At 43.5% G+C, this 25320-nt stretch carries 31 protein-coding genes; 17 read left to right on the top strand and 14 right to left on the bottom strand.

Features of this window, described 5'->3' with window-relative positions:
• Positions 1-11: 11 nt before the first annotated feature.
• From NIASO_RS11135 to NIASO_RS11125, 3 genes are all read left to right on the top strand, one after another.
• On the top strand, positions 12-701 hold the full coding sequence (locus NIASO_RS11135; RefSeq protein ID WP_008585847.1) for a DUF5683 domain-containing protein: 690 nt from the start codon (positions 12-14) through the stop codon (positions 699-701).
• A 148-nt stretch (positions 702-849) separates the two neighbouring features.
• Positions 850-1566, top strand: coding sequence for a 4-hydroxy-tetrahydrodipicolinate reductase (gene dapB / locus NIASO_RS11130; protein WP_008585845.1), 717 nt, complete (start codon positions 850-852; stop codon positions 1564-1566).
• Between the two features lie 85 nt (positions 1567-1651).
• Positions 1652-2032 (top strand): DUF2784 domain-containing protein, encoded by a 381-nt coding sequence (locus NIASO_RS11125; protein ID WP_008585838.1) that lies wholly within the window; start codon positions 1652-1654, stop codon positions 2030-2032.
• A 73-nt stretch (positions 2033-2105) separates the two neighbouring features.
• Here the strand turns inward: NIASO_RS11125 and NIASO_RS20210 are convergent, their stop codons facing one another.
• Positions 2106-2282, bottom strand: a complete 177-nt coding sequence (locus NIASO_RS20210) for a hypothetical protein (protein WP_008585837.1) — start codon at positions 2280-2282, stop codon at positions 2106-2108.
• A 46-nt stretch (positions 2283-2328) separates the two neighbouring features.
• Entirely contained in the window at positions 2329-3402 is a 1074-nt protein-coding gene (locus tag NIASO_RS11120; RefSeq protein WP_008585836.1) for an Mrp/NBP35 family ATP-binding protein, read from the bottom strand.
• A gap of 101 nt (positions 3403-3503) precedes the next feature.
• Between NIASO_RS11120 and NIASO_RS11115 the strand changes: the two genes are divergently transcribed.
• Positions 3504-4148, top strand: a complete 645-nt coding sequence (locus tag NIASO_RS11115) for a carboxypeptidase-like regulatory domain-containing protein (RefSeq protein ID WP_008585835.1) — start codon at positions 3504-3506, stop codon at positions 4146-4148.
• 22 nt (positions 4149-4170) lie between these two features.
• Here NIASO_RS11115 and NIASO_RS11110 read toward each other — a convergent pair whose 3' ends face one another.
• Together NIASO_RS11110 and NIASO_RS11105 are read right to left on the bottom strand one after the other, a co-directional pair.
• Positions 4171-4449, bottom strand: a complete 279-nt coding sequence (locus NIASO_RS11110) for a barstar family protein (protein WP_008585834.1) — start codon at positions 4447-4449, stop codon at positions 4171-4173.
• Positions 4450-4455: 6 nt separating this feature from the next.
• A complete protein-coding gene (locus tag NIASO_RS11105; RefSeq protein WP_008585833.1) occupies positions 4456-4965 on the bottom strand; it encodes a ribonuclease domain-containing protein in 510 nt (169 codons plus the stop codon).
• Between the two features lie 262 nt (positions 4966-5227).
• On the opposite strand from NIASO_RS11105, the gene NIASO_RS11100 reads away from it, so the two are divergent.
• Positions 5228-6118 carry a 3-hydroxyacyl-CoA dehydrogenase NAD-binding domain-containing protein gene (locus NIASO_RS11100; protein WP_008585831.1) on the top strand — a complete coding sequence of 297 codons (891 nt, stop codon included), beginning with the start codon at positions 5228-5230 and terminating at the stop codon, positions 6116-6118.
• On the opposite strand, the gene NIASO_RS11095 is transcribed toward NIASO_RS11100, so the two are convergent.
• Positions 6092-6538 carry a type I restriction enzyme HsdR N-terminal domain-containing protein gene (locus tag NIASO_RS11095; protein WP_008585829.1) on the bottom strand — a complete coding sequence of 149 codons (447 nt, stop codon included), beginning with the start codon at positions 6536-6538 and terminating at the stop codon, positions 6092-6094. The two genes, NIASO_RS11100 and NIASO_RS11095, sit on opposite strands and share 27 nt — an antisense overlap.
• Positions 6539-6606: 68 nt before the next feature.
• Here NIASO_RS11095 and NIASO_RS11090 point away from each other — a divergent pair, with 68 nt between their 5' ends.
• The 3 genes from NIASO_RS11090 to NIASO_RS11080 all read left to right on the top strand — a co-directional run bounded on the left by NIASO_RS11090 (position 6607) and on the right by NIASO_RS11080 (position 9688).
• Complete coding sequence (locus NIASO_RS11090) at positions 6607-7377, top strand: AMP nucleosidase (protein ID WP_008585827.1); 771 nt, start codon at positions 6607-6609, stop codon at positions 7375-7377.
• Positions 7378-7580: 203 nt separating this feature from the next.
• Complete coding sequence (locus tag NIASO_RS11085; RefSeq protein ID WP_008585825.1) at positions 7581-7967, top strand: hypothetical protein; 387 nt, start codon at positions 7581-7583, stop codon at positions 7965-7967.
• The gene (locus NIASO_RS11080) at positions 7967-9688 is read left to right on the top strand and encodes an ABC transporter ATP-binding protein (protein WP_008585823.1); all 1722 of its coding nucleotides are present in this window, start codon (positions 7967-7969) and stop codon (positions 9686-9688) included. The genes NIASO_RS11085 and NIASO_RS11080 overlap by 1 nt, the downstream gene beginning before the upstream one ends.
• A gap of 34 nt (positions 9689-9722) precedes the next feature.
• Here the strand turns inward: NIASO_RS11080 and NIASO_RS19695 are convergent, their stop codons facing one another.
• Complete coding sequence (locus NIASO_RS19695; RefSeq protein ID WP_008585817.1) at positions 9723-10487, bottom strand: outer membrane beta-barrel protein; 765 nt, start codon at positions 10485-10487, stop codon at positions 9723-9725.
• A gap of 385 nt (positions 10488-10872) precedes the next feature.
• Between NIASO_RS19695 and queA the strand changes: the two genes are divergently transcribed.
• Positions 10873-11922 carry a tRNA preQ1(34) S-adenosylmethionine ribosyltransferase-isomerase QueA gene (gene queA / locus NIASO_RS11070; protein ID WP_008585816.1) on the top strand — a complete coding sequence of 350 codons (1050 nt, stop codon included), beginning with the start codon at positions 10873-10875 and terminating at the stop codon, positions 11920-11922.
• 76 nt (positions 11923-11998) lie between these two features.
• Here queA and NIASO_RS11065 read toward each other — a convergent pair whose 3' ends face one another.
• From NIASO_RS11065 to ispF, 4 genes are all read right to left on the bottom strand, one after another.
• Positions 11999-12895 (bottom strand): murein hydrolase activator EnvC family protein, encoded by an 897-nt coding sequence (locus NIASO_RS11065; RefSeq protein ID WP_008585815.1) that lies wholly within the window; start codon positions 12893-12895, stop codon positions 11999-12001.
• Between the two features lie 28 nt (positions 12896-12923).
• Positions 12924-13766 carry a DUF4292 domain-containing protein gene (locus NIASO_RS11060; protein WP_008585814.1) on the bottom strand — a complete coding sequence of 281 codons (843 nt, stop codon included), beginning with the start codon at positions 13764-13766 and terminating at the stop codon, positions 12924-12926.
• A 46-nt stretch (positions 13767-13812) separates the two neighbouring features.
• Entirely contained in the window at positions 13813-14256 is a 444-nt protein-coding gene (dut, locus tag NIASO_RS11055; RefSeq protein ID WP_008585813.1) for a dUTP diphosphatase, read from the bottom strand.
• Between the two features lie 222 nt (positions 14257-14478).
• The gene (ispF, locus tag NIASO_RS11050; RefSeq protein WP_008585812.1) at positions 14479-14958 is read right to left on the bottom strand and encodes a 2-C-methyl-D-erythritol 2,4-cyclodiphosphate synthase; all 480 of its coding nucleotides are present in this window, start codon (positions 14956-14958) and stop codon (positions 14479-14481) included.
• A gap of 165 nt (positions 14959-15123) precedes the next feature.
• Here ispF and NIASO_RS11045 point away from each other — a divergent pair, with 165 nt between their 5' ends.
• From NIASO_RS11045 to NIASO_RS20350, 6 genes are all read left to right on the top strand, one after another.
• Positions 15124-16413 (top strand): UDP-N-acetylmuramoyl-tripeptide--D-alanyl-D-alanine ligase, encoded by a 1290-nt coding sequence (locus tag NIASO_RS11045; RefSeq protein WP_025298886.1) that lies wholly within the window; start codon positions 15124-15126, stop codon positions 16411-16413.
• A 296-nt stretch (positions 16414-16709) separates the two neighbouring features.
• On the top strand, positions 16710-17168 hold the full coding sequence (locus NIASO_RS11040; RefSeq protein ID WP_008585810.1) for a DUF983 domain-containing protein: 459 nt from the start codon (positions 16710-16712) through the stop codon (positions 17166-17168).
• Positions 17169-17432: 264 nt separating this feature from the next.
• A complete protein-coding gene (locus tag NIASO_RS11035; RefSeq protein ID WP_008585809.1) occupies positions 17433-18044 on the top strand; it encodes a trimeric intracellular cation channel family protein in 612 nt (203 codons plus the stop codon).
• 88 nt (positions 18045-18132) lie between these two features.
• Positions 18133-18549, top strand: coding sequence for a VOC family protein (locus NIASO_RS11030; protein ID WP_008585808.1), 417 nt, complete (start codon positions 18133-18135; stop codon positions 18547-18549).
• A 168-nt stretch (positions 18550-18717) separates the two neighbouring features.
• Complete coding sequence (locus tag NIASO_RS11025; RefSeq protein ID WP_008585807.1) at positions 18718-19467, top strand: Type 1 glutamine amidotransferase-like domain-containing protein; 750 nt, start codon at positions 18718-18720, stop codon at positions 19465-19467.
• A 55-nt stretch (positions 19468-19522) separates the two neighbouring features.
• On the top strand, positions 19523-19672 hold the full coding sequence (locus tag NIASO_RS20350) for a hypothetical protein (protein WP_008585806.1): 150 nt from the start codon (positions 19523-19525) through the stop codon (positions 19670-19672).
• Between the two features lie 486 nt (positions 19673-20158).
• Here NIASO_RS20350 and NIASO_RS11020 read toward each other — a convergent pair whose 3' ends face one another.
• Both NIASO_RS11020 and NIASO_RS11015 read right to left on the bottom strand, forming a co-directional pair.
• Complete coding sequence (locus tag NIASO_RS11020) at positions 20159-20653, bottom strand: hypothetical protein (RefSeq protein WP_008585805.1); 495 nt, start codon at positions 20651-20653, stop codon at positions 20159-20161.
• A 54-nt stretch (positions 20654-20707) separates the two neighbouring features.
• Positions 20708-20941 carry a hypothetical protein gene (locus NIASO_RS11015; protein WP_008585804.1) on the bottom strand — a complete coding sequence of 78 codons (234 nt, stop codon included), beginning with the start codon at positions 20939-20941 and terminating at the stop codon, positions 20708-20710.
• A gap of 161 nt (positions 20942-21102) precedes the next feature.
• Between NIASO_RS11015 and NIASO_RS11010 the strand changes: the two genes are divergently transcribed.
• Complete coding sequence (locus NIASO_RS11010) at positions 21103-21504, top strand: helix-turn-helix domain-containing protein (RefSeq protein WP_008585802.1); 402 nt, start codon at positions 21103-21105, stop codon at positions 21502-21504.
• A gap of 120 nt (positions 21505-21624) precedes the next feature.
• Positions 21625-23916 (top strand): hypothetical protein, encoded by a 2292-nt coding sequence (locus tag NIASO_RS11005; protein ID WP_008585800.1) that lies wholly within the window; start codon positions 21625-21627, stop codon positions 23914-23916.
• 152 nt (positions 23917-24068) lie between these two features.
• Here the strand turns inward: NIASO_RS11005 and NIASO_RS11000 are convergent, their stop codons facing one another.
• Both NIASO_RS11000 and NIASO_RS20505 read right to left on the bottom strand, forming a co-directional pair.
• Positions 24069-24842, bottom strand: coding sequence for a succinate dehydrogenase/fumarate reductase iron-sulfur subunit (locus NIASO_RS11000; RefSeq protein ID WP_008585799.1), 774 nt, complete (start codon positions 24840-24842; stop codon positions 24069-24071).
• Between the two features lie 64 nt (positions 24843-24906).
• Positions 24907-25317, bottom strand: coding sequence for a four helix bundle protein (locus NIASO_RS20505; protein ID WP_008585796.1), 411 nt, complete (start codon positions 25315-25317; stop codon positions 24907-24909).
• Between the last annotated feature and the right edge of the window lie 3 nt (positions 25318-25320).

Here is a 25320-nt window from a genome sequence, read left to right as displayed (position 1 = left end):
TTATTTGCAGGATGCAATTGCTGAACAAGATAGTACTACTGCTGTTTTTCTTTGCTGGTCTGGGTTTAGGCCTTGCTGCCCAAACAACAGACTCCATTGCCGTATTGCATAAAACCCCGGAGGTAAAAGATAGCATCCCTCAAAAAAAAGCCAGGGTAAAACCCCCAAAGGATACTTATGTGGATACGGTTGCCAGAAAAGACCCGCGGTACCGGAACCCGGGAAAAGCTGCTTTTCGTTCAGCGGTTTTACCGGGGTGGGGCCAGATATATAACCGCAGGGTATGGAAGGTACCGATTGTTTACGCAGGGCTGGGCATAACCGCTGGTTTTTTTATTGATAATCTTGTGTGGTATAAACGTTTCCGCAATGGGGTGATCGTTGGGTATAATATCATACAAAAAAATGACAGCACGGGGTACCATAACCTCAACAGCCAGATACAAAGAGTATTTTTTCAGGGCACAGATGTGAATCAAAGTATAAACGTAATGCGCAATAACCGGGATCAATACCGGCGCAACGTGGATTATTCTGCGGTATTTTTTGTTATAGCCTGGGCGTTAAATGTGGTGGATGCAACGGTGGATGCGCATTTGAGCACTTTTGATATTTCGCCCAAGCTGGCATTAAAACTGAGCCCGCCACCGCCGGATATTAATACCCGGATGGGTTTCGCGGTGGCGCTGCAGTTTAAGTGAGCAATTTAGTTCTTGAAGGTTTAATGGTGTTTTTTGCCGGTAAGGCGGTAAGACGGTAAATCAAAAGTACTTGAATGTATATGCCTCCCGTCTTTCCGACTTCCCGGCTATATGGTTTTTATTTATATACATCGTAAATAATAAGATTATGAAGATCGCATTGATCGGATACGGAAAAATGGGCAAAGCAATTGAAGCGATCGCTTTGGAGCGCCAGCATGAAATAGTGCTAAAGATTGACGCGCACAACACAGACGAGCTTACGGCCGACAATTTAAAGAAAGCGGATGTGGCGATCGAGTTTACCGGTCCGCACACTGCGTTTGATAATTTAATCAAGCTGATCCGGTTTGGCGTGCCCGTTGTAAGCGGTTCCACCGGATGGCTGGAGCGTATGCCGGAACTGCAGCAGGAGATCAAAGCGCATAACGGGAGTTTTTTATATGCCAGTAATTTCAGTATCGGCGTGAACCTGTTTTTTGAGCTCAATAAAAAACTGGCGGCGTTAATGCATCCGCACTCCGATTATAAAGTGAGCCTTGAAGAAATTCACCATACAGAAAAGCGGGATGCACCCAGCGGTACCGCTATTACCTTAGCAGAACAAGTGCAGGAAGTGTATCCTGAAAAGAAAAAATGGGTAAATGATGTGCTGCCTGCGGCAGATGAATTATTGATCGTTAGTAAACGGATCGGCACCGTACCGGGAACCCATACTACCACCTATTCCTCCGAGATCGACGACATATCCATAACCCATACGGCGCATAACCGCAAAGGATTTGCCCTGGGAGCCGCGCTGGCTGCTGAATACATAAAAGATAAAAAGGGTGTGTTTACGATGAAGGATGTGCTGGGTCTTTGAGCGTAAAAGCATTTTAGAGAGATCGACCCTTTCCCGCCCAACGGAGCGAAACGGATTGTTTTTAGAATAGGCAAAAACTTTTCGGATGAGTAAATACATGTACCTGTTCTTAACGCAGCTCACCGTAGTTTTTCATCTGTTATTTATTTTATTTGTTATTATAGGTGGTTTTTTTGCGCATAAAAATCGCTGGGTTGCAATAGTACATTTTGGAGCACTTGCTTGGGCTATATATGCGGAACTGTCGCCTGGTGTGGTATGCCCTCTTACAACGCTTGAAAATTATTTTGGGCAACACGCGGGATTGTCAACTTATAAAGAAGATTTTATTACCAGGCATCTTATACCGGTTATTTATCAGGAAAACGTTACCTATAGCTTTCAAGTCTTCCTGGTGGTACTTGTAATCTGTATTAACGTAATTGCATACAGAATAAGATGGAATCAAAAAGATCGAAATTCATAATAACAAAACTTTCGGGTGCCATCTGCATAAATGCACACAATGAATAGGACTACGAGCCTTCATTGTGTGCGCGCTAATTTTTCCTGAATAAATAGTAAATAATAGTTGCTATTCCTATCACAATCATGGCAACGCCCGCATTTCGGGACAGATCGTTAAATAGTTTTGCGAGTGTCAGTAGTCCCAATAACAGGAATCCGGCACCTACGATCAGTGCTGCATATTTTTTAAGAAGCAATGCAATATTCATAAATGGATATCCTGAAATTAAACAAGAAACAGATCACCTGAATAGTTTATCTTTTTGAAGCGTTCTTTTCCGAAAAATGCACCACCTGTCTGGCAAAGGCTTTAAATGCCGCTTTGGTAACTTCATCGTCGCTCATCATTACCGGAATGCCCTGGTCGCCGCCTTCGCGGATGCCTTGTACTAACGGGATCTCTCCCAGGAAGGGAAGGTCGTATTCGCTTGCCAGTCGCCTACCACCTTCTTTTCCAAAAATGTAATATTTATTTTCGGGTAATTCTGTAGGAGTAAAATAGCTCATATTCTCCACCAGGCCAATGATCGGTGCATTGAGTTGTGCCTGGCCAAACATGGCGATTCCCTTTTTTGCATCAGCCAGCGCCACGTCCTGCGGGGTGCTTACAATAACAACACCGCTAACATTGGCGATCTGCATCAGTGTTAAATGAATGTCCCCGGTGCCGGGGGGCATGTCCACAATCAGGTAATCCAGATTGCCCCAGTCTACATCGGTAACAAATTGTTTGATGGCACTGCTGGCCATCGGTCCCCGCCATACCACCGCCTTGCTTTCGTCCACCAGCAAACCGATGCTTAATAATTTTATACCGAAACGTTCCAGCGGAACGATCATGCCTTTTCCATTTACATCGCGCATCATGGGCCGTTCGCCTCTTACTCCAAACATGATAGGCACACTGGGACCGTAGATGTCGGCATCCATCAGTCCAACAGCCGCGCCCGTTTGGGCCAGCGCCAGCGCCAGGTTGGCGGCCACGGTACTTTTCCCAACACCCCCTTTCCCACTCACTACTGCAATTACATGTTTAACGCCCGGCAAGGCCCTGGGGGGCGGTGCTGCCTGGGCTTGCGCTTTTATTGTTGCAGCGCCAAATCCTACTTTTACAATGGCTTTTTCATTCACCTGCGATTTGATGGCATGCAAACAATCTTCTTTTACTTTATCCCTGAGCTGCGGATTATCTGAAGGCAACTGTATATTAAACGAGATATAATATTTTTCAATTATCAAATCCCGGATCATATCCAACGATACGATGTCCTTGTTTGATCCTGGAATAAATACGCTGGCCAAGGCCTTTAAAACTAATTCTTTTGTCATTTATTTGCTAAAGCTTATGTTAAATTCAATTTAATCCCCAAAGTTAAACATACTGGGGGGCATTTTGTTGTCTTTATTAACATTCAGCTGCTTATTTTTGAATGGTGAAAAAACTTGTAGTCGTTTTTATTATAGCTGTCTTCCTACTGCCATCAACTGCACACGCCCAGTTTGAGAAAGCCCGCGATTCCGTGATCCAGTTATTTGGTATTATCATGACCTCCGACAGTCTGTATGGTGTTCCTTCCGTAAGTGTAACGGTAAAAGGCACCAACAGGGGCACCATAAGCAATGGTGATGGTGTTTTTTCAATAGCTGCTCTAAAGGGAGATGTGATCGAGTTCTCTCATGTGAGTTATAAACCGCTTGTAAAGCAGATCCCCAAAGATCTTAAGGGGGACCAATATAATATGGTGGTTTTGTTGACAGGGGATACCAGCTACCTGCCCGCTGTAATAATAAGGCCCCGGCCAACGCCAGAGCAGTTTGCGCGCGACTTTGTAAATGTAAAAGTGGCGGAGGATGAAATGGAGATTCTCCGGAAAAATAATACAAAGGAAATGCAACGGAAACTGGTGCGAAGGACCCCGTTTGATGGACGTGAAGCAAGCAACCAGCAGTTGAATATGATCTCCCAAAAAGCGCGGTACCAGGGGCAGTTGCCACCGATGAATATCTTTAACCCGGCGGCCTGGTCCGAATTTATTAAGGCATGGAAACGCGGAGATTTTAAGAATAACAATTAGTGAAACGTGAAGCGTCCTTGCTTTACGGCTTCTTCAGATAATATTCGAAACTGAAATCATCGCCCAATTCATCCTGCGCATCTTCAAAGACCTGGATAAGAGCACCAAATTTATCCAGTTGTCCAAGGGTCAAATTTATAAACCGGACTGCTACCGGTAGTTGGATAGCGCCGGTCAATACATCCCACAATGCATCCAGGTTATCGCCAAAATGGTCTGGGAGGCCTAGTGAGTGGGCCGCCGTTTTGTAGAAATCCGCTTCGGTGCCGATCCGGTCAAAGTCGAACGATACTTCTTTCATATAATTTTATTTTTGCTGGAAGGTTTGGTAATGATCTTTTGTTACAAACACCAGGCGGTCATTGGAGAATAGCAGCCGGTCCGCGTTGCGTCTGCCACAACTGAAATTGATATCCGCTTCAAACCATTTCCTTCCTTCTTTTTCCGGAAGCGCACGCTCCCGGTTGGAAAAGCGATCGCCGCCAATAGCCCTCCCTGGCAACACGTTGCACAAGTTCCCGGACGACGGTTCCCAGCCCTGATTACGCGCTTCTCTTTTTGTAATGTAGTAATCGGGCAAATGCCCTGTTTGTTTTACATAAGGTACCACTACCGCTTCTTTTGTAAGGGCCTCAATAGATTGAGCCCCCTGATCTGTATGCGCCGGAGTAACGGCCGGCGGACTTTCGTTCACCCTTTGCGGGACTACAGGTTGTGGCCTGCTATTGCCCGTGTTTTTACCAGCATACCAATAATAAACAAGAACTGCAATGGCCAGAAGTAGTATTAGCGAGAGTAACCTGTTTAGCTTTTGCATATTGTTTTTTTATCGAATTTGTTTAAACTTTCATTTTATTGGATTTCCCGCAGATAAGCGCTGAGTTTATTCGCAGACAGTCGCTGAACCCCAATCTGAGAATAGCCGCGCAATATTTCAATTTGCGCCTATCAGCGGGAATTAAAAAGTCCGAACGATTCCATTATCTGAATTACATCCACAAACCTACATAAATTGATCCTAACGAATGTATGTGGGGTAAGGAAAATCATGTAGGTTTGCTTTTTTTGAAATCTTTTTTATGATCAAAAATGTTGCTGTAATCGGTGCCGGAACGATGGGTAATGGTATTGCCCATGTATTTGCCCAAAACGGGTATACCGTGGTGTTGGTTGATGTTGCTGCGGCACAACTGGAGCGGGCAGTACAAACAATTGAAAAAAACCTGGACCGCCAGTTGGCAAAAGCCATCATAACCCCACAGCAAAAGGAAGAGGCCTTACGGAATATTACAACGGCAACATCTGTTGAAACAGGCGTTGCTGCCGCCAACCTGGTTGTGGAAGCCGCTACCGAAAACGAGTCTGTGAAACTGGAGCTCTTTAAAAAAATAGATGCTGTAGCCCCGCAGGGATGCATCCTGGCAACCAACACTTCGTCCATATCCATTACAAAAATTGCATCGGTGACCCAACGGCAGGAAAGGGTAATAGGAATGCATTTTATGAACCCCGTACCGGTGATGCAACTGGTAGAGGTTATTAACGGCTATGCTACCAGTGACGCCGTTTCAGAAACGATCGTGGCGCTTAGTAAGAAGCTGGGCAAGATACCGGCGCTCGCCAACGACTACCCTGGTTTTGTAGCCAACCGGATCCTGATGCCTATGATCAACGAGGCGATCTATAGTTTGTATGAAGGTGTGGCAAAGGTGGATGCTATCGATACTATTATGAAGCTGGGTATGGCACATCCAATGGGCCCTTTGCAACTGGCAGATTTTATTGGATTGGATGTATGCCTGTCGATCCTTACGGTATTGCATAACGGGTTTGGCAATCCGAAATATGCGCCCTGCCCCTTATTGGTAAATATGGTGGCTTCGGGAAAGCGGGGTGTTAAATCGGGAGAAGGCTTTTATTCTTACTCCCATGGAACGAAAGAATTAGTGGTCAGCGAAAAATTCAGGTAAAAGTTCAATTTCCCTGAGTTGGTTGTTTTCCTTTTCCCAGCCCATCGTTGCGTTGCCATTCGTAATGATGAGATACCGGGCCGGCAGGGTGATGTGATAACGTAGCACCTGGCTAAACACAGCGTCGCTTAAAGGCACCTGGGGCGCCTTGCATTCGATGAGCATCCAGGGTTGATGTTGCGGGTCAAACACCAAAATATCGAAACGTTTCCTGAGCGGTCCCAGTTTTATTTCTTTTTCAAGAGCAATAAGATCCCGGGGATAATGCATTTCCTTTAACAGGTATTGGATAAAATTCTGTCGGATCCATTCCTCTTCCTGCAGTACCAGCCATTTTTTTCTGAGCGGGTCAAAAATACAGGGCTGTCCGTTCCGCGTCTCAATACGAAAATCAGGTGGGGGATATCGGACAGGAATCATAGAACCAAAAATAAAGGTTAATTTAGCTCTGAAATGTAAAATATTGAATATTTAATTGTGAAGTGCGGATGAAAACAAAAGAGGAAATTGTAAAGAACTGGCTGCCCCGTTATACCGGAGAGAATCTGAAAAATTTTGGGGAGTATATTCTGCTGACCAATTTCAGCAACTATGTAAACCTGTTTGCAGAGTGGAATAAAGTAGAAGTAATAGGAAAAGACAAGCCCATGCAATGCGCTACAGCCGGCGATATCACCATTATTAATTTTGGGATGGGCAGCCCCACGGCGGCTACGATCATGGACCTCCTTACGGCGATAGCGCCCAAGGCAGTTTTGTTCCTGGGGAAATGCGGCGGCCTGAAGAAACGCAATAATGTGGGCGATCTTATTTTACCCATAGCGGCGATACGGGGAGAAGGGACCTCCGATGATTATTTCCCGGGGGAAGTGCCTGCGTTGCCGGCCTTTGCGTTACAGAAGGCCGTGAGTACCACTATTCGCGAAGCAAAAACGGATTATTGGACGGGCACGGTTTATACCACCAACCGACGGGTTTGGGAGCATGATGAGGAATTTAAAGCCTACCTGCAAAAAATAAGAGCCTACGCGGTTGATATGGAAACGGCGACTATATTTACTGTAGGATTTTATAATAAGATCCCTACAGGAGCATTATTGCTGGTGAGCGATCAACCCATGATCCCCGACGGGGTAAAAACAGCGGAAAGCGATAAAAAAGTGACGGCCAAATATGTGGAAAATCATCTTAAGATCGGGATTGATTCTTTAAAGCAACTGATCAATAACGGGCAAACCGTACGGCATTTGCGGTTTTAAGCAAACATAAATAATTGAAGTCATGCAGCGCTCAATGATAAAGAAACATTCAAAGGCTCCGTCATTTTGACGAATTCCGCAAAGCGGAATGAGGGAAAATCTAATTATTCTGGGACAAGATCCCCTCTGCTTCCCGCTTCGCGGGATTCGTTCGGGACGAGGGTGAAGATAATAGCACCTACTTTTAACCAAAAATCAAACAAATGAAAAAGAAACCAGGGATTTTTATTGCTTTAGTAATTGCCATTGCAGCATATAGCTCTTGCTCGCCAAAAATGTCTGGCGGTGCCGGCCATCGCTACAAAGCGCGTTTTGAAGTAGCAGGTCTTTGCTCCAATTATACTTTTTCTGTTATTGAAGGGGCCATTGATCCGGCACTGGTAGCCGCCACCTGGACCAACCCACAAACCAAAAAAACTTATAAGAAAGCATTTGCGATCACCAACCCCTGTAATTTCCCATCGACCCTGAAACAGGGCGATACTTTTTATTTTGAAATAATCCCGGAAGAAAAAGGGCAAAACTGTGCGGTGTGTATGGCCTATTATCCAACCCCCGAAAAACGGTTAACGATTAAAGTTATTCAATAATGCAGCGGGTTTTACTGGATATTCAGCATCTTTCGGTAGACTTTGTATCGGATGAACGCACCAATCATGCATTAAAAGACATCTCTGTCGAAATAAAAAAAGGAGAGATCGTAGCATTAGTGGGGGAATCGGGTTCCGGGAAATCGGTTACTTCCCTTTCCATCCTGCGATTGATTCCCACGCCTCCGGCCAAATACGTAAGTGGTTCAATTCTCTACCACAGGGAAAATGGTTCACCCATTGATCTTTTAAAAGCAACGTCGGAACAGTTGCAGGAAATAAGGGGGAATGCCATTTCCATGATCTTCCAGGAGCCCATGACTTCGCTAAACCCGGTTTATACCTGTGGCAACCAGGTGGCAGAAGCCATCCGCGCGCATCACCAGGTGTCCAAAGAAACTGCTAAAACGCAGGCCATCCAATGGTTTGAACGGGTGCAGCTACCGGATCCGGAGGGGATTTATCAACGATACCCCCATCAGTTGAGCGGCGGGCAAAAGCAGCGGGTGATGATCGCCATGGCGATGTGTTGCAAACCGGAATTGCTGATCTGCGATGAGCCCACAACAGCCCTGGATGTAACAGTGCAGAAAACGGTATTGCAACTGATTAAAACATTGCAAAAAGAAACGGGAATGGGGGTCATTTTTATTACTCATGACCTGGGGGTGGTGGCTGAAATAGCTGACCGTGCCGTGGTATTATATAAAGGGGCAATAATGGAAGAAGGCCCCGTGGCAACAATTTTTCAGCACCCGCAGCATCCCTATACAAAAGCCTTGTTGGCTTGCCGGCCGGTAAATCATAGGCGGGGAGACCGGCTGCCTGTGGTCAGCGATTTTATGGACGAAAAGCAGCCGCAGGGAAAAATGATCCGTCAGGAAAAAGAAAAGTTGCTAAAAATTGATGCAGACGCTGTTTTATTAAAAGTTGAAAACCTGGAAGTGTGGTTCCCTAAGGAAAAAACCTGGTTGGGCAAACCGGTTAGCTATACAAAGGCAGTGAACGATGTTAGCTTTGAAGTGTATGAAAATGAAACCCTGGGCCTGGTGGGAGAAAGCGGTTGCGGAAAAACATCGTTGGGAAGGGCTTTGCTGCGCTTAATACCGGCAACGGCTGGTAGTATCGTATACCAGGGCAACAATATGCTGCTGTTCAAAAAAGAAGAACTGCGCGAATTACGGAAACAATTACAGATCGTTTTCCAGGATCCCTATTCATCATTAAACCCAAGAGAAAAGATTGGAGATGCTATAGAAGAGCCCCTAAAAGTTTATGGAATTGAAAAGAATGGGGCGCAACGAAGAAAACGGGTGGAAGAACTGTTGTTGAAAGTGGGACTGCTGCCGGAGCATTATGAACGCTATCCGCATGAATTTAGCGGGGGGCAGCGCCAGCGGATCGTGATTGCGCGGGCACTAGCGGTGAAGCCTTCTTTTATTATTTGCGATGAATCCGTTTCCGCGCTGGATGTGAGCGTACAGGCGCAGGTGCTGAACCTGCTGAATGATCTTAAGAAGGAGTTGGGCTTTACCATCATTTTTATCAGTCACGACCTGGCGGTGGTGCGTTATTTCAGCGACCGTATCCTGGTGATGAATAAGGGTAAAATTGAAGAAAGCGGACCTGCAGATGTTATTTATGAGCATCCGCAAAGCGCTTATACGCAAAAATTGATCGCCTCAATACCCAAAGGGAGGCCCACCCTGTCAGCTCTTTAAGAGCTCCTAACAGGTTTACACCAATGAACGGAGCTTAAAATCTGTACCCCAATGATACTCCAAAACTCCTGTTTTTTAAAACGCTTTGTTTTTCCTGGCCCTTATAGGGCGCGGCAACATTTTTTAAGCCTATCTGGCTGTTTAGCTGGATCCTGTAATTGCGATGTAACTCAAATCCTAACAAAGTGCTGATACCAACGTCCAGGGGTTGGCTGTAAATAATATCCGACGCGTTGTAAGAATAGGTTGCGGCAGCACTATATAAATAATTTTCCATAGGTTGACCCAGGTCGTGTTTAAATTTTAATTTGGCCGAACTATTGTCCACCTGCGTGCCGTCAGTATAATAGGAATAATTTTTCCCTGTGCCTCCTATCCCATATGCAAAATAAGGTCCTGCTCCGATAAGCAATGCATTTTGCCCTATACGAGGCTTATACACGAAATGGAGCGGCAACTGAAGAAAAGAGGGCCTTATATCCTGTTCCCTGATATATTCTATGGGCGCGGTATTGGCTGTGCCGGTAAGAGGTACCCGGGTATTATAATGATAGCCTTTTGTAATATACTCCAATCCAGGTTCAAAACTAAAGAGCGTGCCAACAGGAATTGCCACAACTGTTCCGGCATGGAAACCGGTTTTTGCCGGCTGAGATGCGGTCTCTGGGTAGTACATATTCTTTATTTTGGCACCGGAAAAATTGATACCTCCGGTAATCCAGATTTTTGTTTGAGCTTTTAGTTGAAACATGGTTGTTAACGCGAGCAGGCATAGGGCCAACGATTTTATTGCAGGCATATGGCAATGTTTTTGGTACAAAATAAGAAACGGTGGTTTTTGTAAAACCGCAACACTAGTAACATAAGTTTTTTTTGTTATTCGGCAGGGGCCGAGGTCTAAAAAAAACTAACAGCTTACACCGGGCATTTCAACGAAATATTGCTGCGCTTTGCACTACGTTGAACTGAGCGTAGCAAGACCGCCGCTACGGGCACTATAGCTGGTTATATAAAAATAAACCGGAAATTCCTGTAAATTTAGTACCTTTGCACCCACAAATCGAAAACCGGTGCCGTAAGACCGGGGATCGAAAGCTAAAATATGCTGATAATCAGCCTATTCAAAACTTCTTCCCCGCTTCACTTGTTTTAGATAAGGGCATTTAAAACTATTAATACGTATAATGAAGCTTTCACAATTTCAATTCGACCTTCCCTTAAACCTTATTGCACAACATCCAGCCAAAAAAAGAGAAGACGCCCGTATGATGGTGGTTCACCGCCAGACCGGGCAAATGGAGAACAAGCATTTTCGCGACATTCTGGACTATTTTGATGATAAGGATGTATTTGTTGTAAATAATACGAAGGTATTCCCGGCGCGCATGTATGGCCGCAAGGAGAAAACAGGAGCTAAAATTGAAGTTTTTCTTTTAAGGGAATTAAATAAACAGAACCGTCTTTGGGACGTTATTGTGGATCCTGCCCGCAAAATACGCGTGGGCAACAAGTTATATTTTGGCGATAATGAAGAGTTGGTGGCCGAGGTGATCGATAATACGACCAGTCGCGGTCGTACCATCCGCTTTTTGTGGGAAGGAAGCGAGGAAGAATTTAAAGCGCAACTGGAGGCGCTGGGCGAAACACCATTGCCTAAATATATTAAGCGGAAGCCGGATGAGGACGATAAAGAGCGTTACCAGACGGTTTACGCCAAACATGAAGGAGCTGTGGCTGCGCCAACTGCCGGTTTGCACTTCAGCCGCGAACTGATCAAGCGTTTGGAAATACAGGGGATCCGTTTTGCGGAAGTAACATTACATACCGGTTTGGGAACGTTCCGCCCTATTGAAGTAGAAGATCTGAGCAAGCATAAAATGGATGCGGAATATTATCATATTGATGAAGCAGCCTGCCGGGTTGTAAATAAAGCCAAGGAAACCAACCATCGCATTTGTTCTATTGGCACTACTACCATGCGGGCGATGGAGTCCTCGTTTACCGCGCAAAAATTATTGAAACCATCGGAGGGCTGGACGAATATGTTTATTCATCCCCCGTATGATTTCCATATTGCCAATGCCCTGGTGACCAATTTCCATTTGCCTAAAACAAGCCTCATGATCATGACGAGCGCCTTTGCGGGCTATGAATTAACCACGGAGGCCTATAAAAAAGCTATTAAGGATAAGTATCGTTTCTTCAGTTATGGAGATGCGTTGCTGATTATTTGATAAGAACGCAGTACTGAAAAGGGCGTCTCCGATTAAGAGACGCCCTTTTTTATAGCGTGAATATTTTGATTCTCTCTTAATGTACAAACCATGCCTGGGGGTCCAGGTTCTTATCATCAAACATTAAAATAAAGTCCAGCTTGCCATAACCGGTTTCGTCGTCGCGCCCTACGGTGCCAATAACCTGACCGGCTTTTACCCTGGATCCTTTTGTTACCGTGGAACTGGCCAGATTACTATAGGCTGTAAAATAACGGCCGTGGCGTACTACGATGTAAAAAGTGCTGCCCATTTTTGAAATGCTGATCACATCGCCCTCGAAAACGGCTTTCACTGCAGAATTTACAGGGGCGGAAAAAGTGCAGCCGGGGTTATCGCCCATGATCTCCGGACCCGATCCTTCTATTTTAAAACGGCCAAAACCCTGGATCACAGTTCCTTTTTCGAGCGGATAAGGGATCTGTCCGCGGTACAGGCCAAAGTCGCCGGTTAATGCAGCATTGCTTACCGGGAAAGTGGCATGCTGTTGTGGAGGCAGAACGGGATAGGTTCTGGCCGGGGGAGTGTAGGCGGGGGCTGGAGCAGCCGGCCGGGCTGCGGCAGTATTCTTGTCTTTGGGGATGCTTTCCGGATGATAATAATAGTTTCTGAGCGTTTCAACAGTTCGTTTAATACGGGTTATTTCCCTTGTGGCATCCTGCATTTCTTCGGTTGTGAAAACAGGAGGCTCCTGTCGCGACATGCTTGTTACATAACGTTCCTGGCCCTCGATCTTCCGGTTCAGGTCGGTCAATTCCATCATAGCCTCACGGGAAATTTTTTTGGTGGTTTTGAACGTGCGCTCAATCTGGTTCATTTCATTGATCATCATGGCGCGGTCCTTTTTCAATGTTATTTTCGCATCATTTTGCGCAAATACGTTTCCGGTCAGTACCAAAAGGATTGCCAAAAGTCCATTTTTTGTTTTAGTCATAAAGCATTCAAAGTTTTAAGCTGCGTTGCTACCGGTCTATCTTTTTATAGCCTTTCGGAACGGAAAAGGGCGTGCTTATTGCTTCGTTGAAATTAAACGATTTATAATTTAATGTTATCTGGATGTCTGTTTTATATGTCACTTTTATCTGACGCGCTTTCGGGAACTGAAAGTTGTTTACTTTTTCATAATTTTCGTAATGCAGCAGCGCAGACCGGTTCCTCCCCGCGTCTACATCCTCCAGCTTACTGTCGGAGGGCAGATAATCGGGAAGCAGTACCGTTAACAGGTTCCTGAAAAATCTTGTTGTACTTGTTATTTGAATATTATTGTCTTTTTTGGTATAACTGCTGTTATTGCTATCAATAAAAACAGGATTACCCACCAGCAGATCCTGAAGCGTTGATAAATCAGCAGGTAGTCCCAGCCTTTCCTGTAAATAAACGTAACTTGATGAAATATATTGTTTATTGAGCCTGTTTATTATACGTACGGAGTCTTTGGTGATCAGGGCTCTTGCGCCTTCAATACCTAAAGGCCCGGTAACGGAAGCCCATATCAGGCTGTCTTTTTTCATTTCCACTTTAACGTCAAAACTTTTAGTATCGCCTTTGGCGGAATAAGAGGCTTCTGCCTTTCCTGAAAAAGTAGTGTAATTGATATGATTCATCTTTTCCAGAACGGAATGGATCGATTCGGTGATAAGGGCGGTATCCTTGTGTTTTAATTTATCCGTTTCGTTAGTAGAAGACGTCTCTACTTTTACCGATGAGTCGGCCGTAACGGGAGGGGGCATGCGCTGTACTTTTTTTGCCGTATGGCAGGAAACTAAAACAACAAGCACTGATAAAATACCTGAAATGTATTTCATTAGTTAAATTTTTTAATCAATAAAAGTTTGTTTATGAAAAGCAGGGCTATTGCTTCCCTGTATGACCAAACCCACCCCCTGCACGAGCGGTTTCTCCCAGGGATGCGGTTTCCAGCCATTGGGCCTGTTCCACTTTTTGCACCACCAGTTGTGCAACACGATCTCCATCATGTATGACCTGTTCCTCGTTGGAAAGGTTTATCAGGATCACTTTTACCTCACCGCGATAATCGGCGTCAATGGTTCCAGGGGTATTCAGGCAGGTTAACCCGTGTTTTATAGCCAACCCGCTGCGTGGACGCACCTGTACTTCATAACCTTCGGGTATTTCCATATAAATGCCGGTGGGCACTAATACCCGTTCTAACGACTGTAAGGCGATTGGGGCTTCCAGCGCCGCGCGAATGTCCATCCCGGATGCACCTGATGTGGCGTATTCCGGTAACGGATTGGCGGACTTGTTAATGATTTTTATTTCAATAGCTGCCATTGCAACAAAGATAACGGCTTAGTACGAATATCACACTACTTTAACATTTGGAAAGAAGTGGTGCGCATGACCCGCCGGGAAGTGGGAAACGCGGGAAAATTTTGTTTTACAATTGCGATATGTGAGGTTTGAAACAACCGCATTCAGAACAATTAATTATAACCATTTAGGAATTAAGCGGATTAAGGAATCGCTTAATGCTACTTAACTTCATAATGTTTTTTATATTTTCTGCAGCAGAACGGTAGCCATTGCCATCAACCCTTCTTCGCGGCCGATGGCGCCCATTTCCTCGGTGGTAGTGGCTTTAATGGAAACGTCTTCCGTTGTTATGTTGAGCACTTTGGCAATTACCTCCTGCATCGCGGGAACATATTTTTTTATTTTAGGCTCTTGCAAACAGAGGGTGCTGTCTATATTGACTACTTTATAGCCCTTACCCGAAACAAGGTCCATTGATTCCTTCAGCAGGATCTTGCTGTCTATGTTTTTATAGCGCTCGTCTGTGTTGGGAAAGTGAACGCCGATATCACCCAGGCTCAAGGCGCCCAGCAGCGCATCACAAACAGCATGTAATAATACATCTGCATCGCTATGGCCCAGGGCACCTTTATGGTGCGGGATTTTAATGCCGCCGATCCAAAGTTCCCGCCCTTCGGCGAATTGGTGAAAGTCGATCCCTGATCCTATCCGGTAAGACATGGTTTTAATTTTAGGGGGTCAAGATAGTTAAAATAATGCTTAACGCGTAACGCTCAACGCGGAATGCTTAATGAATGACATCGAATATGATCAGTGATTATTAATTGTATAAAGCATTATGCGTTCTGCATTATGCATGCAGCAGTTTTTATTTATTTTTGTTTGATGACTACAGCAGCATTATACGAAGTATACAAGCAGTACCCCAACGTGCAGACGGATACGCGGAAAATAAAAGAGGGTGAGCTTTTTTTTGCGTTAAAGGGCCCCAATTTTAACGGGAACAGTTTTGCGCAACAGGCAATTGACGCCGGTGCTGCAAAAGTTATTATTGATGAAGCTGACTATGAAATTCCGGGTAAAACCATCCTGGTGGAGGATGTGCTTACCACCCTGCAGCAACTGGCAGCTTACCACCGGGAACAATTTCGGTTTCCTGTGATTGCCGTAACCGGAAGCAACGGCAAAACCACTACAAAAGAACTGATCCATGCCGTATTGAGCACTGCCTATAAAACCTATACTACTGCGGGAAACCTGAATAACCATATAGGCGTACCGCTGACCTTACTTAAAATAAGGAGCGATGCGCAAATGGCCGTAATTGAAATGGGGGCGAACCATTTACTGGAGATAGAGGGGTATTGTAAAATAGCCCGGCCGACCCACGGACTAATTACCAATGCAGGAAAAGCCCACCTGGAAGGCTTTGGCAGCCTGGAGGGCGTAAAAAAAGGCAAGGGGGAATTATTTGATTTTTTGAGGGAGCGGGGCGATGGTGCTGCTTTTGTTATGTGGGATTATGATTACCTGCGCACGATGAGCGCCGGCATTTCAACCATTATCCGGTATGGAACTGCCGATGCCGATATTGTGGGAACGGCCAGGGGTGGAACTGGTTTTTTGGAGGTGGCAATGGAACGACCAATTGCAGTAGCGATACCTACGCAGTTAGTAGGTGACTATAACCTGCCGAATGTATTGGCTGCAATCGCGATAGGGCTGCATTTTAATATTCCGATGGAGCAGATAAAAGCTGCTCTTGAAAATTATGCACCTTCCAACAGTCGCAGCCAATTGCTTGAAAAAGGAACGAATAAAATTATACTGGACGCTTATAATGCCAACCCCAGCAGCATGCGGCTGGCGATTGAGAACCTGGTTGGCATGGCCGGCGATAAAAAAATGTTGCTATTGGGCGCCATGGCGGAAATGGGGCCTGAAACAGCAGCGGAACATGCAAGCATTATACAGTTGATACGGAGCTACGATTGGGATAACGTGGTGCTTGTGGGAAAACCTTTTGAACCTTATGCCGGCGAATTCCACTATTTTGACGATTCTGCAAAGGCAGCAGCCTGGATCAAAGATCACCAACCGGAAAATACATTGTTGCTGATAAAAGGAAGCCGGAGCACGCAGATGGAACGGATCTTGGAGGCGTTGGATGCTTGATGCTTGATGCTGGTTTCTGGTTTCTGGTTTCTGGTTTCTGGTTTCTGGTTTCTGGTTTCTGGTTTCTGGTTTCTGGTTTCTGGTTTCTGGTTTCTGGTTTCTGGTTTCTGGTTTCTGGTTTCGCAAACCTATAAAGTTACTGCATATCCGGTAACTTGTAACATTCTCTGTTGAGATTATGTACTGCAGTTAAACTGAGCGTAGCAAGGATGCTGCCATTGGTACTACAGCCGGGCCAAAAATACTTGCCTTCGCTTTTTTTAGTTTGTACCTTTGGTAGTTAAAATCGATGTGTTATGGAAGCGGAGAAAAGCAGCAGGGGGTATGCGGCTACGGTGCTGGGTTGTTATTGTCCGCGCTGCAGGGAAGGAAAGCTGTTTGAGAAAAAATTTGCCTTTCGTTTAAAAAGTGTTTTGAAGATGAACAAATACTGCCCTGTTTGCGGGCAACCCACGGAGATAGAGGTGGGGTTTTACTATGGAACGGGCTATGTAAGCTATTTTATTGCTGTACTGTTGACGGTGATCAGCGCTTTGCTGTGGTGGCTGGTCATTGGGTTTTCAACGGATGACAACCGCTTTATTTACTGGCTTATTTTTAATTCGGTGGCATTGGTATGCCTGCAGCCCTGGCTGATGCGTTTTGCCCGCAGCCTTTGGCTGTCGTGGTTTGTATCTTACGACCCCTATTGGAGAGATACAAAGCCGGAGGATGTTTCGGAACGGATGAACGACGAGCAGGGGAATAACTGGTAAAGTATCCGGCGGTAGTTTCTGTTTTTTATTGCTTCGTTTGTCGCTAAAAGCGACAGCATGGATAACATTATAGCTCACAGAAGCCACAGATTTGCACAGAAGGCCTGGCGGTTTAGCAGAAAATTCAAAGGAAATCTGTGCAAATCTGAGTAATCCGTGAGAACAAAATAATAACCACTATATGTAGTTGAACTTACCGTTTTCCCTCCCGTCTTCCCGGCTATTTTTAAAATTAGTCGTTCAGAATTTCGTATTTTACATTTTATGTTTTCCAGCACATCGGCCATTATAGAATTACTGGGTACTATTTCCTTTGCCATATCGGGCACTTTTTCTGCCATGCAACGGCGTTTGGATGCGTTTGGTGTGCTGATCATCGCATTTGTAACATCAGTGGGCGGCGGTACTATTCGTGATCTGCTGATCGGCGACCTGCCGGTGGCCTGGATGCGGGATGTGCAGGTATGCCTGGTGATCCTGGCAACATCAGTACTTACCATTTTTTTTAAAACCCATATAAAAAAATTAAAAGTAACGCTGTTCCTGTTCGACAGTCTGGGGCTGGGTTTGTTTACGGTAGTAGGGCTGCAAAAAGGGCTCAATTTTGGTCTGAATCCCGGCATCTGCATTGCGTTGGGGACCATTACCGGCTGCTTTGGGGGTATTACCCGGGACACCTTATTGAATACCATACCGCTTATTTTTCAAAAGGAAATCTACGCTACGGTTTGCATTTTAGGGGGAGCCGTTTATTTGCTGTTATTACATTTCCAGGTCAATACAGATGTAAGCAAGTTTATTGTGATCGCGCTCATTTTTGTTACCCGGATTATTGTGGTGCAGCATAAATTGTCCTTTCCAAGGATCAATTATTAATGAAAGAGGTTGTTTTGAAAACTCCCAACCATTACAGCCTTAAAACCAGGGGGTATTAATTGTTAGGCGGCAAAAACGCGAAATAAGAATGCATCAAAGAATAGCACATATTGCCTTAGTGGTTGATAACTATGATGACGCTATTGGGTTCTATACCCAAAAACTTGACTTTCAGTTATTAGAAGACACGAAGCTGAGCGATGAAAAGCGGTGGGTAATGGTAGCTCCACAAGGAGCGAAAGAATGTTGCTTATTATTAGCGAAAGCTGCGGATGAACGACAAACGACATTTGTTGGTAATCAAACCGGAGGAAGAGTTTTCTTATTTCTTTTCACTGATGACTTTTGGCGGGATTACGAAAAACTGAAAAGCAGGGAAATAAAATTTGTCAGGCCACCGCAGGAATCTGAATATGGTACGGTTGCTGTTTTTGAAGATTTATATGGAAACCTGTGGGATCTGATTGAGCCAAACGAGCGGAACAAAGGACTGATTAACGGGTAAATAAAAAAGAGAAATATTAAACAACGAACCGCTAATACATGATTGTTACAAATTGGGCGGACGAAAGCCGTGTTTCAGCAGTTTGCGTTGTACTCGTATAAAAACAATTTAGAGTAATTACGTATTATATCAAAGAACAAATTGAAAATGATTTTATAAATCGGAAAAATGAAGCTTCTTTTAACTTCTTCAGGTATTACTAATAAAACCATTCACAATGCATTGGTTGAACTTATGGGCAAGCCGGTTGCCGAAGCAAACGCCCTTTTTGTTCCGACAGGTGTATATCCGTTTCAATACGGTCAGCGTTACGCCTGGAATCCCATCGGTGGAGAGGCTGCATCACGCATGTGCCAACTGGGCTGGAAGTCCATAGGAATACTTGAGCCGAGTATACTTCCCAGCATTGATAAGAACAACTGGCTGCCAGCCCTTAAGGAAGCAGACGCCTTGCTCGTGTGGGGCGGCGACCCCATTTTTATTAACTATTGGATGAAGGAATCGGGGCTTACCGACCTCCTGCCCACCTTACCAAATTTGGTGTACGTAGGTACCAGTGCCGGTAGCATAACCACTGCCTCCACCTTTGCTGAGACATACGCTGCAGACCGCTCCTGCGCCGGCATTCCTTTAAGATCTGAGGAAATTGTTCTTTCATCGGTCAACGGGGAAACCAGCCGGACTCTCCTTGTTGCAAACGGGATGGGATTTACCGAGTTTGCTATTATCCCTCACTTTGAGAATAAGGACCACTTCGACGCATCTGCGACCAACGCAGAAAAGTGGGCATCCAGGGTGCCCGTGCCTGTTTACGCTATTGATGAGGATACTGCCATTAAAGTTGATGGTAATACTGTCGAAGTCGTCTCTGAAGGACAGTGGAAGTTATTTAATCCGGGCAAAACAACGAACCGCTGACAAACGATTTTAAACGTTTTGAACCAGGAAAAATTTAACCGTTTAAAAAAATACTATGACAACGACTGAAATCCAAATAGAGGAAAAAAATAAAACCCTGAAAGGGCTTGAAAAGGTCTACGAAAAGCTAATTGAATTTAAAAAAGCCAGGAATAGTGAGTTTGTCGTAATCCGTAACGATAAAGTAGTAAAAATAAAGCCCTAATAATGTCAAAATTCTTCGACACTTTAGGTTGCGAACGGCATCATACAGGTTCACAACCCACTTTTACCCGTTCCGGAATCATATAGATCTATCAGCAAATCAAATTAAGGCGCAAGCAACTTGTGTCACAAGGTGCTGCATCGTTCCAAAGCGGTTGTTTAACCCGATGAAAGCTGTTCTCTACGGCAAAATACTGGTTCCCCAATGCTCCGTTTGGGTAAGAATACCTGTACAAATGATTTCAATACAGGTTGATATGATTGGCAGACCACTTCGGACAGCTTCTGAACGTATAATTTTGGCATAAAAGGCAAGAAGCTGCCTCAAAGTCAACATCCGTCATTTCGACGGAACGTAACGCAGTGGAGTGAACGGAGAAATCTGGTTCTTTAATAATGAGATTTCTCTTCACCCTCCTCCGTCGGGCTCATCGAAATGACGATGTTTGAGAAGGCCTCTTGCGATGTTGATAATGCCACCTTTTATTTAAGCAGGCACTTTTTCTGCCACAGGCGGTTCTTTGTCCGCACGAGGTTTTGCAAAAAATTGTTTCAGGTCGTTCAGCTTTACCTCAAAGCCAGGAGCAGATGAGCCGGCTTTATAACTGGTGTAGGCATAATCAATAAGCGCCGCCTGATAATTGTCGTAATCATACAGGGTTTTAGCATCATCAAGCCGGTTTACCAGGTTGTTTAATTTAGCAATCAGGGTTTCAAGTTCTACACGGCTTTGATGGTCTTTGGTAAATTCGTCCCAATCTACTTCAGCGGATCGAAGGGCGGGCTGCGTGCCGGCATAATCGGCCACTTTGTTTACAAACAGCTTGTTTTGCTCGTTAATGCTGCCATACTTGCGGCGGTCCGTTGGGGTAAGATTTACGGCAAGGCTGGCAATAGCGGTTTCTAACTGGCTGATGGCTTCCCGGGCGGTTTGGATGTTTTCAGCAGGCAGGTGCACACTGAGGAGGTTTGTGATAGGCATGGTACATTGTTTAGGGGTTTAACAAAATAAGTTATGTAGCGAATATACCGATATTTATTTGCTTTTTGAAGCTTTAAGTTTTGCCGGGTGCCTCTTTTTAACATAGTTTTCCAACATATCCAATAGCTCACCTACGGCTAAAATATCCTTCACCAGGTTGCTATTTACAGTATCGCCGGGGCAGCGGTCAATATAGCTGGATAGCATAATGCGCAGTTGCGCGTTTATGTAAATGGCGGGGCGTTTTTTCAGCCAGTCTTTTAGCATCAGTTGTGTTTTTGCATTCATGTTTTTAAGGTTTTGCGGTGTGTTATTTAAAATACAAAGCAAGGCCGTGCCGGTGCTGTAACCTACATAGCCCGTATGTAGCGTACAAATAAAAACACGTATTTTACAGCAGAAGCATATTCTGCTAATAACCTACATTTGCAATAACAAAATATAATGCTATGCCAACACACAAAATACACGAAGGCCGAAACATAAAACGCTTCCGCGAAATGCTGGGTATTAAGCAGGATGCACTGGCGGCAGATCTGGGGGATGACTGGAACCAGCAAAAAGTATCCCTGCTGGAGCAGAAAGAAAGCATTGACGCATCCCTGCTGCAACAGGTAGCCGCTATTTTAAAAATACCGGCAGCGGCTATAGAAAATTTTGATGAAGAACAGGCTATTACTGTTATATCCAGCACTTTTAATGACAATGCTGCTGTAGTTTACAATAATCCCACAATAAACCCAATTGATAAAATCGTTCAACTGCACGAAGAAAAAATTGCCTTGTACGAGCGCATGATGAAGGAAAAGGATGAAATGATGGCAAGGTTGGAGAAATTGATTAGCAAATAAAGATAGCCGGGATTAAGCGTTTACAAACGATTAATTAGGGGTAGGTTGCGTATATTTGAGAGTAAGCAACAAGGCTATTTGACACACCCTACTAAAGAAATTAACTGACCTTATAAAGCAATGGACAATATTTCAGTTTGCGTTTCCTTTATTGCGGCAATTTTAGGCATTGCTTATCCAATTTTATTAGAGGTGATTTCACGACTCGACGAAAAGTACTCTTCACAAATAATTGTTGACCTATTTAGTAAAGAAAGGGAAAACAAGTTTTTTACTTTTTCATTAAGGGTTTCACTGGTCTCCTTGTTAGTTTGGATGCTTAAACTTCCACCCCATATTAAAATTGATGGGTTAAATATTTTGATTGGAAAATCATCAGAGTACATTCTTATTATTTCGACTATTTTATTAATTGTAAGTTTCTTTTACTTTGTAAAAAAGGTGTTAGTTTATTATACCCCGACAAAGTATTTGCCATATATAATTGAAAGACATTTACTGCTGCATACAAATAAAATAATTGAAAAGCATAATAAAAAATCTGAAGACAATGAATTTGAGTTTTTTCGCGCAATAGCTGATGTCTTATACTTTTCAATAAAGAATCAGAACGAAAAAATTTCACAAACGGTTTCTGATTTTATGTATGGAGCGTTCAAAAAGGTTCGTGACAATATTCAGAATAAGGAGGTAGTTTATCCTTCAACTTATTATGACCTAGTATATAAAACAATTGAGGACCTAGCGTTTCAAAAAAATAAACGATTGACTTTTCTGGAGCATCGAACAGCAGGAAGTGTTTGGCTTCTTGGAGAATTCGGGAATACAAAAGTTTCCGAAGAAACTTATGTTTGGATTTGGAGAAATATTCTGCTTGCAATAAAATACGAAAGAGAAGATTATATAATATATCATTGGGAAACGGCTTATCAATATATCCGCCAATCCTTAGATTACATTTATCCAAATTATTCCAATGAAACTTTTGAAATAACCAATCAAGGCGAAATAGACATAAGATTATCAGATAGAAAAAGATTTCTTGAATTTCACTATGCTTTAGGAGGATTGCTTTTATACAAAAAGCACTATAACTGTCTGCAAAGAGCTTTCAGTTACACTCAAAGTATTCCTCCACAATATGAGCTTTTACCTGACACAATGGATGAAGTCTTTGGCTTATACTTCAATTTTAGAGACCCCTATGAAATGAAACACCCTTGGATATCTTCTAGATACGGGTTCCCAGATTTAGGAGGATTAAATTCAGACGGAATTATAAAGCAGTGGATTTGCAAATACATCGCTCTATTATTTATAAGACAATATTCTATAGTGCCTCATTTAATTACAATGAAGCCTTTAAACTATCCCAGAATACCCACTACTCAAGGAGAAAAAAGACAATGGATAGACAATCTAGATTATTTCAAGAAGCTAGTTGAAGAAGTCCTAAATAACAAAGAATTATTAATCACTACAGGATTAGATTTTGTGGCAGATGAATGGTGTGAAAAATATAATCAGCCTAAGCCAATTGAGTTTATAGAAAAGGTCAAACAAAATGTAATTGATTCTTTTGAAGGAACAGAGATTGAACAACCAGTTTCGCCTACAAAAGTTCAAAGGTTTAGGAATACTACCGCCTCGATATTAAAACCAATTTTCGAAGAATATCAAATAATTGATAATGAATTTGAACTTAATGGAGATTTAAATAAATGGTATGTAAACGGTCGGTCGAATATAATCGATAAAAGCGGTTTTGCCGAGAATCAAGATGCAGAGCACTCAAACTTTGATTCTTTTTTGCCAGAAAGTTTTTCAAACAAATATAAAGATGCGATATCAGCAATATTTGTACTTGCTTCTTCTGCAAGTTATTTGCTTAACTCACAAGATATTGTTCCGGGAATTAGCCGTCTTGGCATTGTCTCTAATGACTATGCGATAGTATCTTTTGGAATTAATATTCAAGAGTTAATAAAAAATGCTAATAATGACTCATTAAAAGACTTTAAAATAATAAATTTCAATCACAGAAATTATCATTTAGTCGGAGACTCCTTGTTTGTGCTAAAACTAAAAGACCTACCCAAATTAAATTATAAAGAACCAAAGTCCGAAGAGATTGAAAAGTACTCGTTAGTCAAAACTATTGACGAATATAATTTATATACAACAGTCGTCGATTTAAATCTTTCTCCCGATTTAAGAGAAGAATTTGCAGAGAACTCAAATGGAAAGGACTTGCGTAAATCTATATATATGGCAATATCTATGAGTTTAGAAGTGCAATGGAAAAAAAGCATACACTGTATTCAAATTAAACAAGCATCCGCATATAGAGAAAGAGGCATAATAAATAATTTGAGCGACATTAAGGCAATAGTGGAAAAGCCCAGCCGCTAACAGTGCATTGGCAATATGGCGGGGCGATGAATATATACGTCTGTTCTTCGAAACTTCAAGGCGAACGCATAGATTGGTAAAGTCTTTTGCCGTGAAGACACAAAAAGCCCCGGCGACTACCAGGGCTTTAAAAATATCAAAATTGAAGACTATTAGTGGCCTTTAGTATCAGTAGCCAAACCCGCAGAAAGGTACTCCCTGTTTAATCGCGCGATATTGGTGATCTCAATTTCTTTTGGACAAACCGCCTCGCAAGCGCCGGTATTGGTGCAGGAGCCAAAGCCTTCTTTGTCCATCTGGGCCACCATATCCAGGGCTCTTTGTTTTCTTTCGGTATCTCCCTGGGGCAATAAAGCCAGGTGAGAAACTTTTGCAGAGAGAAACAACAGTGCCGATGAGTTTTTACAAGCCGCCACACAGGCACCGCAACCGATACAGGCTGCAGCAGCAAATGATTTGTCGGCATCGTCCTTTGGAATCGGGATGTTATTACCGTCCTGCGCATTACCGGTATTTACAGAAATATATCCCCCGGCCTGGATGATCCGGTCGAAGGCACCGCGATCCACAATAAGGTCTTTCACCACGGGGAACGCCTTAGCCCGCCAGGGTTCTACCACAATGGTATCGCCATCTTTAAAGGCGCGCATATGTAGCTGGCAGGTAGTGGTGCCGTGCCAGGGCCCGTGCGGACGCCCGTTAATGTACATGGAGCACATGCCGCAAATACCTTCCCGGCAATCGTGGTCAAACGCTACGGGTTCTTTCCCTTCACGAACCAGTTGTTCATTCAATACATCAAACATTTCCAGAAAGGACATTTCTGATGAAATATTGGATACTTTGTAGGACTCAAACTTACCGCTGGTATCAGCATTTTTTTGTTTCCACACCTTCAGGGTCAAATTCATTGAATAATGCTCCATAAACAAATTATAATGTGTAAATGTGACAGGTGTGAAAATGTGAAAATTGAAATCACGCCCCTGTCTAAACCATTCTTATTTTAAAAAATACAGTTGAGAGAGCAATTAAACTTAGCATTAATCTTCCTCTTATACTGCCTTTGCTTGATATAATAATTTTTGATACAATCCGTATCAATTCTTCGCACATCTCTTTTAAAGAACTACTAACCGGATAATTTTCACTTCGCTCACAAATAAACAGCCAATACAATGTTTCGTTTGCCTCTTTTACGGCTATTTTCATTTTGTGAACAAAATCCGATCTGCTTTCTGCATGTTGTGCCTCAAAAATATTTGCGCCGATTGATGTTCCGCAACGCAATATTTGTTTTGCCACTACATATTTTTTTGCTCCTTCTAACAACTCCGAAAACCTTACTATTGCTACGCCAAAGGTTAAGGATTTTTCTACAATGATGTTTTTCGTTTCCATAAT

It is taken from the genome of Niabella soli DSM 19437 (genome assembly GCF_000243115.2).
GTDB lineage: Bacteria > Bacteroidota > Bacteroidia > Chitinophagales > Chitinophagaceae > Niabella > Niabella soli.
The sequence above is the reverse complement of the archived record's forward strand: the minus strand, read 5'-3'. Positions and strand labels throughout refer to the sequence as shown.